Genomic DNA, 17,592 nt, shown 5'->3' with positions numbered 1-17,592 from the left:
GCTATAGGGTTGCAAAAACAAACCCCCCCCCCCCCCTGCCCCGACCCGGGGGCCGCCCGGCGGGCGGGGGCGCTTCCGTGTTTTCCCTAACCCCCCCCCCCCCCCCCCCCCCCGGCCTCGACAGCTGCTACGACGCGGGGCGTGCGATATCGGGTTTTGCATGTAATCTGATGGCCAACTTCATCTGCGGACTTGCCCATGACCGAACAAAGCGCCCCGGCCCTGAAGGAAATCTTCAACGCCGAACGCCTGCAGCACATCGCCACCGAAATGACGGCGGTGTACCCGGCGTTCGATGCCAAGGGTTTCCTCAAGCACGCCAAGGCCGGGCTCGCGGACCTGTCGGTGATGCAGCGCATGGCTCGGGTCAGCGAAAGCCTGCACGCCGTGATCCCGCTGGATTATCCCCAAACGCTGAAGTTGCTGTATGCCCTGGCACCCCGCCTGAACAGCACCTTTGTCAGCCTGTTCCTGCCCCATTACGTCGCCAGTTACGGCGGTGAAGACTTCAAGCGCTCCATGGCCGCGCTCAAGTACTTCACCACCTTCGGCTCCGCCGAGTTTGCCGTACGGCATTTCCTGCTGAGTGATTTCAAGCGCACCCTGGCAGTGATGCAAGGGTGGTCGCTGGACGAAAACGAACACGTGCGCCGCCTCGCCAGCGAAGGTTCGCGGCCACGGTTGCCCTGGTCCTTTCGCCTGGCCAATGTGCAGGCCGACCCGAGCCTGTGCGCCTCGATCCTCGACAACCTCAAGGCCGACAGCAGCCTGTACGTGCGCAAGTCGGTGGCCAATCACCTCAACGACATCACCAAGGATCATCCGGATTGGGTGCTGGGCTTGATCGAAGGCTGGTCGCTGGAGAACCCCCACACGGCCTGGATCGCCCGCCACGCGCTGCGCAGTTTGATCAAGCAAGGCAACGCCCGGGCGCTGACGATCATGGGTGCAGGGGCCAGGGCTGAGGTGAAGATCCATCAGCTCAAGGTCGAGCCGGCGGTGATCAACCTGGGCGACCGGATCAACCTGTCCTTCAGCCTGGAATCCATGGCCGACACGCCGCAAAAGCTGGTGGTGGACTACGCCATCGACTACGTGAAAAGCGCCGGTCACAGCGCGTCGAAAGTGTTCAAGCTCAAGGCGTTTACCCTCGCTGCCAGGGAACATCACGCGATTAGTCGTGGCCAACATATTCGTGAACTGACCACGCGCAAGCACTATCCCGGCAAGCACGCGGTGCATGTGCTGGTGAATGGGGAGCGGTTGGGCAGTGTTGAATTTGAGTTGCTGAGCTGAAGATTTTCTCCACAACAAAACCTATCAACTGTAGGAGCTGGCTTGCCTGCGATAGCGGAGTTTCAGCCGATAAATATGTAGCTGATACACCGCGATCGCAGGCAAGCCAGCTCCTACATTTTTGATTCGGTTTACTCAGTTAAGCCTCGCCCAGCAACAGCTTCTGCTCCCGCGCGCACAACTCCACCAGGTAATCCCACAACACCCGCAACCTTACCGACTTGTGCAACTCGCGCCGGGAACTGATCCAGTAACTGCGCTGGATGCTCTCCCCCGGCAGCAGCGGCACCAGGTCAGGGTCGCTGGCGGCCATGAAGCACGGCAACACGGCAATCCCCAATCCCGAGCGCGCCGCCTGATGCTGCGCGATCACGCTGGTGCTGTGGAACACCACCTTGGGGTTGCGGCAGAAGCTGCTGAGGAATTTCAGTTCCTGGCTGAACAGCAAATCGTCGACGTAATCGATCCAGGCGTGGACGGCCAGGTCCTCGCGTTTCTCAATCGGCGGCGTACGGTCCAGGTAGCTGCGGCTGGCGTAGAGCGCCAGGCGGTAGTCGGTGAGTTTACGGGTCACCAGTTGGTCGACGCTGGGGCGTTCCAGGTGGATGCTGATCTCTGCTTCGCGGTTGAGGATGCTGACAAAACGCGGCACCGCCAGCAGTTCAACCTCCAGGCCCGGATAGCGTTCGAACAGGCCACCCATGCGGCTGGCCAAAAACATCACGCCCAATCCTTCGGCCACTCCCAGGCGAATCTTGCCCAGGGGCGCAGCGGAATGGGTCAGTTCTTCTTCGGCCAGCAGGGCCACGTTTTCCATGGCTTCGGCATGCTTGAGCAGCGCCTCGCCCGAAGGGGTGAGTTCGTAGCCCTGGGCGTGCTGCACGAACAGCGCGGTGCCGAGGCTTTTTTCGATGGCCTCGATGTGCCGGGCCACGGTGGCGTGGGTGGTTTTCAGGCGTTGCGCCGCCGTGAGCAGGCGCCCGCTACGCTGTAACTCGAGAAAGAACCGCAGGTCATTCCAGTCGAACATGTCGCCTCCGCTCTCCACCTTGAAAGCATCGCTGTCTAAAAACGCACAGCAGCTGGGTAAAAACTAACATTTTTAAGACGAAAACTAACAACTAGGATGGAGCCAATAAGAAAAACAAGCGAGGCCTCAGATGCCCATTGCAGCTGCTGAATACGATTACGTGGTAGTAGGCGCCGGCCCCGCAGGCTGCCTGCTGGCCAATCGACTGTCCGCCAACCCGGCCCATCGCGTGCTGCTGCTTGAAGCCGGCGGTCGTGATAACTATCCCTGGATCCATATTCCCGTCGGCTACCTGTTCTGCATCGGCAACCCGCGCACCGACTGGTGCTTCAAGACCGAAGCCCAGGAAGGCCTGCAAGGCCGCGCCCTGAGCTACCCGCGGGGCAAGGTGTTGGGCGGCTGTTCGTCGATCAACGGCATGATCTACATGCGCGGCCAGGCTCGGGATTACGACGGCTGGGCCGAAGACAATCCCGGCTGGGCCTGGAAGGATGTGCTGGCGCTGTTCAAGCAAAGCGAAAACCATTTTGCCGGGACCTCGGAATTTCATAGCGATGGCGGTGAGTGGCGGGTTGAGCAACAGCGCCTGCACTGGCCGATCCTCGATGCGTTTCGCGATGCGGCGCAGCAGAGCGGTATCGCGAGCATCAGCGACTTCAACCAGGGCGATAACGAAGGCTGCGGCTATTTCCAGGTCAACCAGAAATCCGGGGTGCGCTGGAATGCGGCCAAGGCGTTCCTCAAGCCGATCCGCCAGCGGCCCAACCTGACAGTGATGACTGAAGTTGAAGTCGACCGCGTGCTGCTGGAGAACGGCCGCGCCACCTCGGTGGTTGCTCGCCAGCAAGGCCAGGCCGTCACATGGAGGGCCCGCAAGGAAATCATCCTGTGCGCCGGTTCCGTGGGCTCCCCCGGCATCCTGCAACGCTCCGGCATCGGCCCTTCCAGCGTGCTCAAGCCCTTGGGCATCAACGTGCTGCACGAGTTGCCCGGCGTCGGCGGCAACCTGCAGGATCACCTGCAACTGCGCCTGATCTACAAGCTGGAAAACGCTCGCACCCTGAACCAGATCGCCGGCACCGTGTGGGGCAAGATGGGCATGGGCCTGCGTTATCTGTACGACCGCAGCGGCCCGCTGTCCATGGCCCCCAGCCAGCTGGGCGCGTTTGCCCGCTCCGGGCCGGAACAGACGTCGGCCAACCTTGAATACCACGTGCAACCGCTGTCCCTGGAGCGCTTTGGCGAGCCGCTGCACGGGTTCCCGGCCTTCACCGCGTCGGTGTGTGACCTGCGCCCGCAGAGCCGTGGCCGCATCGACATTCGCTCGGCCAACCCGGCAGACGCACCGCTGATCCGCCCCAATTACCTCAGCCATCCGGAAGACCTGCGCGTCGCCGCCGACGCCATTCGCCTGACCCGGCGCATCGTCTCGGCGCCGGCCCTGAAGCAGTTCAACCCGGTGGAATACCTGCCCGGCGAAGAACTGCAGACAGACGAACAGCTGCAAGAGGCCGCCGCCCGCATCGGCACCACGATTTTCCACCCGGTGGGCACCTGCCGCATGGGCAGCGACAAAGACGCGGTGGTTGACGCACAACTGCGGGTACACGGCGTTCCCGGCCTGCGCATTGCCGACGCGTCGGTGATGCCGCGCATTACTTCAGGCAACACCTGCTCACCCACGCTGATGATCGCGGAAAAAGCCGCGCAGCTTATCCTTTCGCCGAACACAAGGAGCCTCGCCCCGGAGAAAGAACTGACTTTACCGGCTTGACCTGTAGGAGCCCGGCTTGCCGGCGATGGCATTTTCAAGTGTTGTGCACGGCTTGAGAGCGCCATCGCCGGCAAGCCGGCTCCTACAGGGGAACAGCGGCGCCGATTCGGCGCCGACAGTGGAACAACAATAAATAATCACTGTGAGGGCTACCCAAATGTCAGAACACGCTCAACCCCTGGACCCGGCGCTCGGCGCACGCTCGAGCAACGACACACAGAAAGTCATCTTCGCTTCCTCCCTCGGGACGGTGTTCGAATGGTATGACTTCTTCCTCTACGGCGCCCTCGCGGCGGTAATCAGCAAGCAGTTCTTTGCCGGGGTCAACGACACCACGGCGTTTATCTTCGCCCTGATGGCCTTCGCCGCCGGTTTTGTCGTGCGCCCGTTCGGCGCGCTGGTGTTCGGTCGGCTGGGTGACATGATCGGGCGCAAATACACGTTCCTCGCCACCATCATCCTGATGGGCCTGGCGACCTTCTGCGTGGGCCTGCTGCCGACCTATTCAAGCATCGGCATCGCCGCACCGATCATCCTCGTGGCACTGCGCATGCTCCAGGGCCTGGCGCTGGGCGGTGAGTACGGCGGCGCAGCCACCTACGTGGCCGAGCACGCTCCAGCGGGCAAACGCGGCTTCCACACCAGCTGGATTCAATCCACCGCGACCCTCGGCCTGCTGCTGTCACTGCTGGTGGTGCTGGCCTGCCGTTACTTCACCGGTGACCAGTTCGAAGTCTGGGGCTGGCGCCTGCCGTTCCTGCTGTCGATCGTGCTGCTGGGCATCTCCACCTGGATCCGCATGAGCCTGCATGAGTCGCCGGCGTTCCTGAAAATGAAAGAGGAAGGCAAGGCCAGCAAGGCGCCGATCCGCGAATCCTTCGGCAAATGGGAAAACCTCAAGATCGTGCTGATTGCGCTGTTCAGCATCAACGCCGGGCAAGCGGTGACGTTCTATGCCGCGCAGTTTTATGTGCTGTTTTTCCTCACACAGTTTTTGAAGATGGACCCGGCACTGGCCAACATGCTGCTGATCATCAGCGTGGTGATTGGCGCGCCGTTCTTTATCTTCTTCGGCTGGCTGTCGGACAAGCTGGGGCGCAAGCCGGTGTTGATGGTCGGCCTGCTGCTGGCCACCGCGCTGTACTTCCCGATCTTCAAGGGCCTGGCGCACTACACCAACCCGGCGATGGACCACGCGAGCCGCCAGTCACCGATCACCGTATTGGCCGACCCGGCCACCTGCACCTTCCAGTTCGACCCGGTGGGCAAGGCGCGTTTTGACAGCCCGTGCGACAAGGTCAAGACCTTCCTGGTGAAACAGGGCCTGCCGTACGAAAGCGCGGCCGCCCCGGCCGGCAGTGCGGTACAGGTGAGCGTGGGTGATGTGCAAATCAACGGTTACGACGAAGCTGCCCTGAAAGGCGCGGTGACGCTGGCGGGTTACCCGCAATCGGCTGACGTGGCGCAAGTCAACAAAACCATGGTGGTGGTGTTGATCGTGGCACTGATCCTGATCGCCGCCATGTGCTACGGCCCGCTGGCAGCGCTGATGGTGGAACTGTTCCCGACGCGCATCCGCTACACCTCGTTGTCGCTGCCTTACCACATCGGGAATGGCTGGTTCGGTGGGTTCCTGCCGACGGTGTCGTTTGCACTGGTGGTGTACACCGGGGATATCTTCTATGGCCTGTGGTACCCGGTGGTGATTACCGGGGTGAGCCTGATCGTGGGGCTGATTTGCCTGAAAGAGACCAAGAACGTGGATATCGACAAGAACTGAACCTCCACTTTGTCGCCACTGAAGATCCAGTGTGGGAGCTGGCTTGCCTGCGATGCGGACACCTCGGCGTTTCAGTTACACCGAGGTGATGCTATCGCGGGCAAGCCCGCTCCCACATTGGGTTCAGTGCCAGACACACAAATTGCTGTATATCCATCCAGATAAAAGTTGCCCAATTCTGATTTATTGCCCATCCTGCTCCCCATTCAATTGCGTAGCGAATGTGGTGACCATGCGGCTGTTCCTCTGTGAAAAACCGTCCCAGGCCAAGGATATCGCCGCCGTGCTCGGCGCGACCCGGCGTGGCGACGGTTGTTGGCTGGGTTCAGGCGTCACCGTGACCTGGTGCATCGGCCACCTGCTGGAAACCGCCCCGCCCGACAGCTACGACGCCAAGTACAAGCGCTGGGTGCTGGCCGACCTGCCGATCATCCCCGAAAAGTGGAAAATGCTGGTCAAGCCCAAGACCGCCAGCCAGTTCAAGGCGGTCAAGCGCCTGCTGGGGGAAGCCCAGGAACTGGTGATCGCCACCGATGCCGACCGTGAGGGCGAGATGATCGCCCGTGAACTGGTGGAGCATTGCCGCTATCGCGGTCCCATCCAGCGGCTGTGGCTCTCTGCCCTCGACGACGCATCGATCCGCAAGGCCCTGGCCTCGTTGAAGCCCGGCGCGGAAACCTTCAGCCTCTACCATTCGGCCCTCGGTCGCTCCCGTGCCGACTGGCTGATCGGGATGAACATGAGCCGCCTGTTTACCCTGCTGGGCCAACAGTCTGGTTATCAGGGCGTGTTGCCGGTCGGCCGGGTGCAAACCCCAACCCTGCGTCTGGTGGTTGACCGGGACCGCAGCATTGCCGACTTCGTGCCCGTCGCTTATTGGGCCATCGATGTGGACCTGCTCCACGACAACATCACCTTTACCGCGCAATGGCGCGCCACCGACGATGCCTGTGACGATCAGGGCCGTTGCCTCAACCCGCAACTGGCCCGGGACGCAGCCAACGCCATGAACAGCGCGGCCAGTGCCCGGCTGGTGAAGCTGCGCACCGAACGCATGCGCGACGTGGCGCCCCTGCCCTTCGACCTGGGTACGTTGCAGGAAATCTGCTCGAAAAAACTCGGCCTCGGCGCTCAGGAAACCCTGGATGTCGCCCAGTCGCTGTACGAAACCCACAAGGTCATCACTTACCCCCGCAGCGATTGCGGCTACCTGCCTATGAGCCAGCACGGCGATGCGCCGAAAATCCTCGCGGCGCTGGGGCGGGCCGATCCGGCAGTGAGCGCGTTGATGCCGCACATGGACCCTACGCGTCGCTCCCGGGCCTGGAACGACGCCAAGGTCAGCGCTCACCACGGCATCATCCCCACCGGCGCCGGCAAGGACGTCGGGCAACTGACCGGCAAACATCGCGCCGTTTACACCCTGATTCGTGCCCGCTACCTGGCGCAGTTCCTGCCCAACCACGAGTACGACCGCACCCAGGCCGACTTCGACTGCGCCGGCGAGGCCTTGCGGGCGGTGGGCAAGGTCATTGTCGAACCCGGCTGGAAACGCGCCCTGCCGGAAGCGCTGGCACCGGCCAAGGGCCGCGAAGCGCCCGCGCCGCAGTCCTTGCCGAAACTGGTGCAGGGCCAGGACTACGCCGTGGCCAAGGTCAACCTCAAGGACCTGTGGACCCAGCCGCCCAAACCTTTCACCGAAGGTGACCTGATCAAGGCGATGAAGAACGTCGCCAAACTGGTGGAAGACCCGCTGCTCAAGCAAAAACTCAAGGACACCACCGGGATTGGCACCGAAGCCACCCGCGCCGGGATCATCCAGGGCCTGCTGGATCGCGGTTACCTGGTGAAAAACGGCAAGGCACTGTCGGCCACTCCTGCCGCGTTCAGCCTGATCGATGCGGTGCCCCGGGCAATCGCCGATCCCGGCACCACCGCCATCTGGGAACAGGCGCTGGACATGGTGCAAAGCGGTGAGATGAGCCTGGAAGAGTTCGTCGCCAAACAGGCAGCGTGGATGAGCAAGCAGGTCACGCGCTGCACCGGCATGCGCCTGACCATCAGCGGCCCGGCCAGCCCGGCGGGACGTGGCGCCACACCCTGGAAAAACAAACGCAAGCCGGCCAAACGCAAGACCGCCGCCAGCCCGAAACGCGCGGCAAAACCGGCAAACAAGGGCTAAGAGGCAGCAAAAGTCGCGACAATGACGTTTTTCGAGCAGATATACGCCGCTTTGGACCTTGCCCTGCCGTGAGCGGTCTAGGATTCTGTAGGGACTGCTAACCTCCCAACAATAACAACACCGGAGTGGCCTCCATGAAAACCGTTGCCCAAGTGTTAAAGTCCAAAGACCAGCAAAACCAGCAAGTGCATACCATCCCCCACGACCATACGGTGTTCGAGGCACTTATCGTGATGGCGTCGAAAAACGTCGGGGCCTTGCCGGTGCTCCAGGATGGGAAGGTGGTGGGCATCATCAGTGAACGGGACTACGCGCGTAAGGTCATCCTCCATGGATTGTCCTCGGTGGCGACCAAAGCCCACGAAATCATGAACTCACCGGTGATCACCGTCGACACTCACCAGACCGTCGAGACCTGCATGAATATCATGACCGACCGGCATCTGCGGCACCTGCCGGTGGTAGAAAACGGCGAGCTTCTGGGCCTGCTGTCCATCGGCGACCTGGTCAAGGAAGCGATTGCCGAACAGGCTGACCTGATCAAGCAGCTGGAGCAGTACATTCGCGGCGAATAACCATTGGGGACCCCATGCTCGATACCTTGCAACATCAGGTCGATGACCACCTCGACAGCCTGCACCGGGCCATGGCCGAACGGCGCTTCCTGGTGCTGACCGGTGCGGGTATCAGCACCTCCTCGGGGATTCCCGACTACCGGGACAGCGAAGGTGTGCGCCGGGGCAAGGCACCGATGATGTACCAGGAGTTTTTGGCCACCCCAGAGGCGCGCCGACGCTACTGGGCCCGGGCGATGCTCGGCTGGCCGAGGGTGAGGATCGCCCAGCCGAACCCGGCGCATATCGCGCTGGCGACCTTGCAGCAACGCCAGCGCATTACCGGGCTGATCACCCAGAACGTCGACACCCTGCACGACCAGGCCGGCAGCCACGGCGTGATCGAACTCCACGGCAGCCTGCACCGAGTGCTTTGCCTGGATTGCCAGCAGACCAGCGAGCGGGATCTGATCCAGCGCCAGATGGAAGCCGAGAATCCGTACCTGGCCGGTGTGGAAGCCGTCCAGGCGCCTGACGGTGACACCTTGCTCGACCCGGCGTTTGAAGGACGTTTCCAGGTCCCCCACTGCCCCCATTGCGGCGGGCAACGATTGAAACCGGATGTAGTGTTTTTCGGCGAGAACGTCGCCCAGGGCACCGCCGCCAAGGCGATGGAGGCCGTGAACGACGCTGAAGGGCTGCTGGTGGTGGGATCGTCGCTGATGGCTTATTCAGCGTTTCGCCTGTGCAAGGCGATGGTCGAGCAGAGTAAGCCGGTGATAGCCATCAATCTGGGCAAGACCCGGGGCGATGAGTTGCTGCAGCTCAAGATCGAAGCGTCCTGCGAGCGCTTGTTGCCCCTGCTGGTAGAACGCCTGGGATAGCCCAATCCTGCTTTTCTGTGGCGAGGGAGCTTGCTCCCGCTGGGCTGCGCAGCAGCCCCAAAACCGGCAACCGAATTATTCCTGAAGAACCGCGGTCAGCCTGATGGGGGCGCTTCGCACCCCAGCGGGAGCAAGCTCCCTCACCACAGAACAACCGCCAAACCCGAGACCAACCCGCACGAAAAATGACGCCCAAGTCACGCTTTCCGGCTTCACCCCCGCCCTGCAAGGATTTATGTAGTGCTTGAAAATAATCACTACATAACCGTTGACGTAACCATTTTGTAATTGCATGATTCAAGCGTCTCCCGGATCGGGAGCGTTGGTAACAAGCGTTTTGAACAAGCTCGTCTGACCGCCGAGCTGTTTTTTCCGGATGTGCACTGCCCACAAGGCAGATTGATGAAGCTGACCGGCCCGAAAGGATCGGTACAAGGAGCTCAAACGCTGCTTGTCTTCGTTATGAAACCATTGCGTAGCAGTTCATCAGCAAGACTACATGCATCAGGTTCAAGACCCTGCCCGTACTCGGCAGACCGTTTCTGACGCCCGGTTTTTTGCGACCGGAGACAACTTAGTAGTTTTAACGGATCAACTAAAGATCGCCAACTGGTCAAGGGGCTTACACATGAATCTGAACAACCAACCAACTATCGATGAATTGGCTGAGATGTTCGCAGCGCAGAAAGACACGCTCGACGACCATATCCTCTGGATTGGTAAATCGGGCCAGGTCCATATTGACTGCCTGGCGCCCCACACCGTGGAAGAAGAGTTCGACAGGAATAACCGTGAACTGGCAGCGCGCCTGAAGATGTACCGCCGCGGCCAGGGTTATGTCGGCAAGAAAGCCGCCGCCGATCGCAACTTTATCGAGCAGGTCTTTCATACACTTAATACCGAGTGGCAGAACCTTAAAGGCCATTCGCACGTTAAAGTGATCGACAGATACTGCTGATAACTACGCACTAATCACTTAAGCCTGCTCGCTTAAACGAGCAGGCTTTTTTATTGCCTGTACTTATTGCAACAAGGCCGGAAAACGCCCCTTCCCCGCTTCATCGCGAAAAATATCAAACATCGCCTGGGCCGCCGCCGAGAGTTCGTGACCGGGCTTGGTCAATACACCAATCGGCCGTTCAATGATCGGATCGCTCAAGGTGATGCAGTGGGCGCCCGCGTCCTGCATTTGCCGCACGCACAGGGCAGGCACCGCACTCACACCCAGGCCACTGGCGACCATCTGGCCCACCGTCGCCAATTGATGACTCTCCAGTGCCACAGGCAATTTCATGTCCCGTGCCTTCAGGTGTTCTTCAAGCATCACCCGCACCGTGGACGGCCGCTGCAACGTGATGAAGGGTTGTTGCAGCAGGGTTTGCCAATCGATATCAGCCTTGTGCGCCAACGGCGAGTCACCGGGCACCACGGCCACAAAGCGGTCCACATACAGCGGCGTGAACATCAGCGATGAGCTTTCCGAAGGCTCAAACGCCACGCCCAACTCCACCTGGCGATCCCGGACCATCTCCAGCACCTGCTCGTTGATCACGTCATTGACCGTGACATTCACCTGGGGGTAGCGCGCCCGGAAAATCTTCAGGATCGGTGGCAGCAAGTTGCCTGCAAACGACGGCATCGCCGCCACCGTCACCCGCCCGCGCTGCAAGGTAAAACGCTGGCGCAATTCATCCTCGGCGTTGTCCCAGTCGGCGATCAGGCGCCGGGCCAGGGGCAACAGGGATTCGCCTTCGGGCGTCAGCGCCACATTGCGCGTATTGCGGCTGAACAAGCGCCCGCCAAGGCCCTCCTCCAGGCCTTTGATGGTCAAACTCAAGGCAGACTGGGAAAGATGCAGGCGCTCGCAGGCCGCCGCAAAACTGAGGGTCTGGGCCACGGCAAGAAAGGCGCGCATCTGTTTAACTGTCATGAAGCTTCTCCCAACGGCTGGCGACTGTGCTGTTTTTTAAATCAATCAACCTTAAAAAACAACTTAACAAATCAATCCGTCGGCGCAACACTCGGCTCATATGGCTGGCCCACAAACAATAAAAGAGGTGCATATGGCAGGTTTCGATAAACGCGTAGCGTCCTATGAAGAGGCGCTGGCAGGCCTGGAAGACGGCATGACGGTTCTGGCCGGTGGCTTTGGCTTGTGTGGCATCCCGGAAAACCTCATTGCCGAAATCAAGCGCAAAGGCACCCGCAACCTGACCGTGGTTTCCAACAACTGCGGCGTCGACGGCTTCGGCCTGGGCCTGCTGCTGGAAGGCAAGCAGATCAGCAAGGTCTTCGCTTCCTACGTCGGTGAGAACGCGCTGTTCGAGAAGCAACTGCTCAGCGGCGAAATCGAAGTAGTCCTCACACCCCAAGGCACCCTCGCCGAAAAACTGCGCGCAGGTGGTGCCGGCATCCCGGCCTTCTTCACCGCAACCGGCGTTGGCACGCCCGTGGCCGAAGGCAAGGAAACCCGTGAGTTCAACGGCCGCCCGTACCTGATGGAAGAATCCATCACCGGTGATTTCGCCATCGTCAAAGGCTGGAAAGCCGACCACTTCGGCAACGTGATCTACCGCCACACCGCCCAGAACTTCAACCCGCTGGCCGCCACCGCCGGCAAGATCACCGTGGTCGAAGTGGAAGAAATCGTCGAACCGGGCGAGCTGGACCCGGCGCATATCCATACCCCAGGGATCTACGTCGACCGGATCATTTGCGGCACCTTCGAGAAGCGCATCGAACAGCGCACCCTCCGCAAATAATCCACCAGCCCAAATAATAAGGAGACAAAAAATGGCTCTTACCCGCGAACAAATGGCTCAACGCGTCGCCCGCGAAATGCAGGACGGTTTCTACGTCAACCTCGGCATCGGTATCCCGACCCTGGTGGCCAACTACATCCCCGAAGGCATGGAAGTGATGCTGCAGTCAGAAAACGGCCTGCTGGGCATGGGTCCGTTTCCTACTGAAGAAACTATCGATGCCGACATGATCAACGCCGGCAAACAGACCGTCACCGCACGCATTGGCGCATCGATTTTCTCCTCGGCCGAGTCTTTCGCGATGATTCGTGGCGGCCACGTTGACCTGACTGTACTCGGCGCCTTTGAAGTCGACGTGCAGGGCAACATCGCCTCGTGGATGATCCCCGGCAAACTCGTCAAGGGCATGGGCGGCGCGATGGACCTGGTGGCCGGCGCCGAGAACATCATCGTGATCATGACCCACGCCTCAAAGGACGGTGAATCCAAGCTGCTTAGCCAATGCAGCCTGCCGCTGACCGGGGCCAACTGCATCAAGCGTGTGCTGACGGACCTGGCCTACCTGGAAATCGAAAATGGCGCTTTTGTCCTCAAGGAACGCGCACCTGGCGTCAGTGTTGAAGAGATCGTCAGCAAGACAGCCGGTAAACTGATCGTCCCGGACCACGTTCCAGAAATGCACTTCCAGTGAGGACAGATTCCATGCAAGACGTCGTGATCGTTGCTGCCACCCGCACCGCCGTGGGCAGCTTTCAAGGTTCGCTGGCAAGCATCCCGGCCCCGGAGCTGGGGGCTGCGGTGATCCGCCGCCTGCTGGAGCAAACCGGCATCGACCCTGCACTGGTGGATGAAGTAATCCTTGGCCAGGTGCTCACCGCCGGCAGCGGCCAGAACCCGGCCCGCCAGGCGTCGATCCTCGCCGGCCTGCCCCACGCCGTGCCGGCACTGACCTTGAACAAGGTTTGCGGCTCGGGCCTCAAGGCCCTGCACCTTGGCGCACAAGCGATCCGTTGCGGTGATGCCGAGGTGATCATCGCCGGCGGCATGGAGAACATGAGCCTGGCACCGTACGTGTTGCCGGCCGCCCGTACCGGCCTGCGCATGGGCCACGCGAAGATGATCGACAGCATGATCACCGACGGCCTGTGGGATGCGTTCAACGACTATCACATGGGCATCACCGCCGAGAACCTGGTGGACAAGTACGGCATCAGCCGTGAAGCCCAGGATGCTTTCGCCGCCGCCTCCCAGCAAAAAGCCACGGCCGCCATCGAAGCCGGGCGTTTCAGCGATGAGATCACGCCGATCCTGATTCCCCAGCGCAAGGGCGACCCGGTTGCCTTCGCCGTGGACGAACAGCCACGCGCCGGCACCACCGCCGAAGCCCTGGCCAAGCTCAAGCCGGCCTTCAAGAAAGACGGCACCGTGACCGCCGGCAATGCGTCCAGCCTCAACGACGGCGCGGCTGCTGTGCTGCTGATGAGCGCGGATAAAGCCAAGGCGCTGGGCCTGCCGGTACTGGCCCGCATTGCCAGCTACGCCAACGCCGGTGTCGACCCTGCAATCATGGGTATCGGCCCGGTGTCGGCCACTCGCCGCTGCCTGGACAAGGCCGGCTGGAGCCTGGGCGACCTCGACCTGATCGAAGCCAACGAAGCCTTTGCCGCGCAGTCACTGGCCGTAGGCAAAGAACTGGAATGGGATGCGGCCAAGGTCAACGTCAATGGCGGCGCGATTGCCATCGGCCACCCGATTGGCGCGTCAGGCTGCCGCGTGCTGGTGACCCTGCTGCATGAAATGATCAAGCGGGATGCCAAGAAAGGTTTGGCCACCCTGTGCATCGGTGGCGGTCAGGGTGTAGCGCTGGCGCTTGAACGCGGCTGATTTGCAAGAGCAACATGGAAAAGGCCCGGTTCCACGAAAACCGGGCCTTTTCTTTATCTGTCAGTCCCGCGCCTGGGGCACCGCAAACACCGCATTGGCCCGCACCACCACCTTCTCTCCCACCTGCACGCTGACCGTGGCAAATGCCATCTGCCGACCGCGCTTGTGGTGCTCCAGCCGGACCTCGATCCACTCCCCCACCTGCACCGCCCCGAGATAATCCAGGGTCATGCTCGCCGTGATCAACGGCAGCGGCGGCTCACTGGAAAACGCCATCGCGTAGCCCATGCCCACATCCGCCAGGGTGGCCAATACGCCTCCATGCACTGTGCCGCGCCCGTTGGCGTGGCGGTTGTCGGCGCGCAGGCCGATCTCCAGTTGCAACCCTTCGCCACGGCAATACACCGGACCAAGCAGGTCCAGGAGCGGGCTGCTGCGGGGCAGCGGGACAAAACCTTCGGGGGTGGCATGGGCAGTCATGGCGGCTTCTTCCTTGGGATCAGGCCTGATGTGTACTCCACACCCGCGACCTCGGCCACCAAGATCAGCCCGGCAAATTCCCGGCGATAAGCCTAACGTTTCATGCAGCGCTGATAACGCTCATCCACGCGCTTGGCAAACCAGGCGGTGGTGAGGTTGCGGGTGATCTTCGGGCTCTTCAACACGATGCCCGGCAGGATCGCCCGCGGCAGTGGTTTGCCGGCGGCCTTGTCGGCCAGGGCGAACACACGCTGGTACAGGGTGGTGTCTTCAAAATCCAGGCGCTCGCCCTGCTCCAGCTGGCTGCGGATGCTCGGGTTGCGCATGTCCAGCGACTTGCCCAGGGAGCGCACCGCCAGTTCGGTGGTGCCCGGCAGGATCGAGCCGTAGTTGATCAGGTCACCGTCCAGCGCCAGCGTGGTACCCGAGACCCGGCTGACCGCCGCCTGGAACGCGGCATTGCGGCTGGCGTACCAACCCGCATTGAAATCGGCAAAGCGGTACAGCATCTGGTCGTAGTGCACCGGGTAGCCCAGCAGATGGGCGATGCCGAAGTACATGCCGCCACGACGGGTGAACACCTCCCGCCGGATACTGCCATCCACGGTGTAGGGATAATCCCGGGCCTGCTTCTGCGCGAACTCGATGCTGACCTGCATCGGCCCTGCGGTATGCACCGGGTTGAAGCCGCCAAACAGCGTGTTGCCCAAAGGCACGACGCTGATGAAGTCGTCAAAGATTCCACTCAAATCCCGCTCGGTACGTGCAGCACTCAAGCGCTCGGCGTAGGACTTGCCGGTGGGGGAACGCAGTTGCAGCGCCGTGCGCACCAGCACGGCTGGCACATGGACTTTGGCGGCTCGGCGCAGGATTTCGTCCTGGGCGATCTTGCCCATGTTCGGCACCGGCGGGTCGACCTGATAGGTGGACTCCTGTTCGGTCACGGCCAGCACCGCGCAGAGGTTTTCCGTACTGGGGTAGATTTTCTGCGCATTGAAGGCGGTGTGGATGTCCTGGGCCCAGCCGTTGCGGTCCGGCACGCTGGCCGGCATCAGCCGCACGATCTGCGCCTTCACCTCGGCTTCGCTGCGCTCGGGCAATTGCTGGGTGCGCTGGCTGGAGCAGCCGGCCAGCACCAGCAATGTGGTGAGGCACAGGATCAGGCGGGATGAGTGCATGGGGCTTCCTTGGGTGACGATGGGCCAGTCTTGGCAGATATCGACCTGTAAGTCTAACCGGGGTTCGCCGACCTGCTGCACTCGCCAATAAATGCAGAACATGAAAGGATCAGGCACCCGTCGTTCCTACAAGGAGATTGTCCCGCACTTGCTGGCCTCGGTACTTGGCCTGTCGGCCCTGCTGCACACCAGCGCCTTGGCATTCGAAGCCCTGAAGTATGCCGGCGCCGCCTATTTGCTGTACCTCGCCTACGCCACCTGGCGGGACCGCTCGGCCTTTGCCATGAACGACACACCGACAATTTCCAGCGCCCGCAGCCTGATGGTACGGGGCCTGTTGCTGAATATCCTGAACCCCAAGCTGACGATCTTCTTCCTCGCGTTCCTGCCGCAGTTCGTCACCCCGGGCGCAAGCGCACCGGCCCTGCAAATGCTGTTGCTGAGCAGTGTGTTCATGGCGATGACGTTCGGGATGTTTGTGATTTATGGCCTGCTGGCCAACGTGTTCCGCCGCGCGGTGATCGAATCGCCTCGCGTACAGAACTGGCTGCGCCGCGGTTTTGCGGCAACCTTTGCGGGGCTGGGGCTGAACCTGGCGTTTGCCCAGCGCTAAGTCACCGGGCAGCAGATATCGGCTTTTTTTGTGGCGAGGGAGCTTGCTCCCGCTGGGGCGCGCAGCGGCCCTGAAAAAGGGGTCTGCTGCGCAGTCCAGCGGGAGCAAGCTCCCTCGCCACAGGTCACTTAGATCCCGGCCAGCGCCAGGTCCATCGCGAAGTAAGTGAAGATCAAGTCCGCGCCGGCGCGCTTGATCGAACCCAGGGTTTCCCGCACCACGCGGGCCTCATCGATGGCGCCCGCCTGGGCCCCGAACTTGATCATCGCGTACTCGCCGCTGACCTGGTACGCCGCCACCGGCAAGCGCGAGGCTTCGCGGATGTCGCGGATGATGTCCAGGTACGCGCCAGCCGGCTTGACCATCAGCGCGTCCGCGCCTTCCTGCTCATCCAGCAACGATTCACGCACGGCTTCGCGGCGGTTCATCGGGTTCATCTGGTAGCTCTTGCGGTCGCCCTTGAGCGCGCTGCCGCCGGCTTCGCGGAACGGGCCGTAAAGGGCCGAGGCGAACTTGGTGGAATAGGCCATGATCGGGATATGGCTGAAGCCCGCTTCATCCAGGGCCCGGCGGATGGCCTGGACTTGCCCGTCCATCGCAGCGGACGGCGCAATCACATCGGCACCGGCGCGGGCGGCGGCCACGGCTTGCTTGCCGAGGTTGACCAGGGTGCGGTCGTTGTCGACCTCGGCGCCGTGCATCACGCCGCAATGACCGTGGTCGGTGTATTCGCAGAAGCAGGTGTCGGACATCACGATCATTTCCGGCACCGCGTCCTTGATGATCGAGGACATGCGCGAAACCAGGCCACGCTCCTGCCAGGTGTCGCTGCCCGATGCATCCAGGTGATGGGACACGCCGAAGGTCATCACCGACTTGATCCCGGCGCGGGCATAGCGCTCGATCTCGCCGGCCAATTTCGACTCGGGAATGCGCTGCACCCCGGGCATGCTGGTGATCGGCACGAAGTCGTCGATTTCTTCCTCAACGAAGATCGGCAGCACCAGGTCATTGAGGGTGAATTCGGTTTCCTGGAACAGGCCACGCAACTCCGGGGAGCGGCGCAGGCGGCGTGGACGGGCTTCGGGGAACTGGCTGGACATTGATGCTCCTGAAAAAAACGGGCCGAGGCACATAGCTTAAGGGCGAAAGCTTATGCCCGGATTGACCGGGAG

15 protein-coding genes and 1 pseudogene are annotated in these 17,592 nt (G+C 61.7%); 11 read left to right on the top strand and 5 right to left on the bottom strand.

What is annotated here, in order from left to right:
* Window positions 1-198 precede the first annotated feature (198 nt).
* Complete coding sequence (locus M2400_RS22510) at window positions 199-1,296, top strand: DNA alkylation repair protein (RefSeq protein ID WP_259198906.1); 1,098 nt, start codon at window positions 199-201, stop codon at window positions 1,294-1,296.
* A 139-nt stretch (window positions 1,297-1,435) separates the two neighbouring features.
* On the opposite strand, the gene M2400_RS22505 is transcribed toward M2400_RS22510, so the two are convergent.
* A complete protein-coding gene (locus M2400_RS22505; protein ID WP_177120203.1) occupies window positions 1,436-2,326 on the bottom strand; it encodes a LysR family transcriptional regulator in 891 nt (296 codons plus the stop codon).
* A gap of 130 nt (window positions 2,327-2,456) precedes the next feature.
* Between M2400_RS22505 and M2400_RS22500 the strand changes: the two genes are divergently transcribed.
* From M2400_RS22500 to M2400_RS22475, 6 genes are all read left to right on the top strand, one after another.
* The gene (locus M2400_RS22500) at window positions 2,457-4,100 is read left to right on the top strand and encodes a GMC family oxidoreductase (protein WP_259198905.1); all 1,644 of its coding nucleotides are present in this window, start codon (window positions 2,457-2,459) and stop codon (window positions 4,098-4,100) included.
* 157 nt (window positions 4,101-4,257) lie between these two features.
* Complete coding sequence (locus tag M2400_RS22495) at window positions 4,258-5,880, top strand: MFS transporter (protein ID WP_177042546.1); 1,623 nt, start codon at window positions 4,258-4,260, stop codon at window positions 5,878-5,880.
* 232 nt (window positions 5,881-6,112) lie between these two features.
* Entirely contained in the window at window positions 6,113-8,062 is a 1,950-nt protein-coding gene (locus M2400_RS22490) for a DNA topoisomerase III (protein WP_259198904.1), read from the top strand.
* Window positions 8,063-8,196: 134 nt separating this feature from the next.
* Window positions 8,197-8,637: a CBS domain-containing protein gene (locus M2400_RS22485; RefSeq protein ID WP_177042548.1), complete on the top strand. Its 441-nt coding sequence runs from the start codon at window positions 8,197-8,199 to the stop codon at window positions 8,635-8,637.
* A gap of 14 nt (window positions 8,638-8,651) precedes the next feature.
* The gene (locus M2400_RS22480; RefSeq protein WP_259198903.1) at window positions 8,652-9,500 is read left to right on the top strand and encodes an NAD-dependent protein deacetylase; all 849 of its coding nucleotides are present in this window, start codon (window positions 8,652-8,654) and stop codon (window positions 9,498-9,500) included.
* 628 nt (window positions 9,501-10,128) lie between these two features.
* A complete protein-coding gene (locus M2400_RS22475; RefSeq protein WP_102369380.1) occupies window positions 10,129-10,458 on the top strand; it encodes a hypothetical protein in 330 nt (109 codons plus the stop codon).
* Between the two features lie 63 nt (window positions 10,459-10,521).
* Here M2400_RS22475 and M2400_RS22470 read toward each other — a convergent pair whose 3' ends face one another.
* Window positions 10,522-11,430: a LysR family transcriptional regulator gene (locus M2400_RS22470; protein WP_177042550.1), complete on the bottom strand. Its 909-nt coding sequence runs from the start codon at window positions 11,428-11,430 to the stop codon at window positions 10,522-10,524.
* 133 nt (window positions 11,431-11,563) lie between these two features.
* Between M2400_RS22470 and M2400_RS22465 the strand changes: the two genes are divergently transcribed.
* Genes M2400_RS22465 through M2400_RS22455 form a run of 3 tightly spaced genes read left to right on the top strand, consistent with a single transcriptional unit; the run spans window position 11,564 to window position 14,146 of the window.
* Entirely contained in the window at window positions 11,564-12,262 is a 699-nt protein-coding gene (locus M2400_RS22465; RefSeq protein ID WP_063031241.1) for a CoA transferase subunit A, read from the top strand.
* Window positions 12,263-12,293: 31 nt separating this feature from the next.
* On the top strand, window positions 12,294-12,953 hold the full coding sequence (locus M2400_RS22460; RefSeq protein ID WP_003211625.1) for a CoA transferase subunit B: 660 nt from the start codon (window positions 12,294-12,296) through the stop codon (window positions 12,951-12,953).
* A gap of 11 nt (window positions 12,954-12,964) precedes the next feature.
* Entirely contained in the window at window positions 12,965-14,146 is a 1,182-nt protein-coding gene (locus tag M2400_RS22455; RefSeq protein ID WP_177120201.1) for an acetyl-CoA C-acetyltransferase, read from the top strand.
* 60 nt (window positions 14,147-14,206) lie between these two features.
* Here M2400_RS22455 and M2400_RS22450 read toward each other — a convergent pair whose 3' ends face one another.
* Both M2400_RS22450 and M2400_RS22445 read right to left on the bottom strand, forming a co-directional pair.
* The gene (locus M2400_RS22450) at window positions 14,207-14,626 is read right to left on the bottom strand and encodes a PaaI family thioesterase (RefSeq protein ID WP_177076906.1); all 420 of its coding nucleotides are present in this window, start codon (window positions 14,624-14,626) and stop codon (window positions 14,207-14,209) included.
* A 92-nt stretch (window positions 14,627-14,718) separates the two neighbouring features.
* Window positions 14,719-15,804, bottom strand: coding sequence for a DUF1615 domain-containing protein (locus M2400_RS22445; RefSeq protein ID WP_259198902.1), 1,086 nt, complete (start codon window positions 15,802-15,804; stop codon window positions 14,719-14,721).
* Window positions 15,805-15,940: 136 nt separating this feature from the next.
* Here M2400_RS22445 and M2400_RS22440 point away from each other — a divergent pair.
* A pseudogene (locus M2400_RS22440) lies at window positions 15,941-16,417 on the top strand (LysE family translocator); the annotation flags it as partial.
* Between the two features lie 128 nt (window positions 16,418-16,545).
* On the opposite strand, the gene hemB reads toward M2400_RS22440, so the two are convergent.
* Window positions 16,546-17,520, bottom strand: coding sequence for a porphobilinogen synthase (gene hemB / locus M2400_RS22435; RefSeq protein WP_177042555.1), 975 nt, complete (start codon window positions 17,518-17,520; stop codon window positions 16,546-16,548).
* Between the last annotated feature and the right edge of the window lie 72 nt (window positions 17,521-17,592).

The organism is Pseudomonas sp. BIGb0558 (assembly GCF_024807515.1).
GTDB lineage: Bacteria > Pseudomonadota > Gammaproteobacteria > Pseudomonadales > Pseudomonadaceae > Aquipseudomonas > Aquipseudomonas yamanorum_A.
The sequence above is the reverse complement of the archived record's forward strand: the minus strand, read 5'-3'. Positions and strand labels throughout refer to the sequence as shown.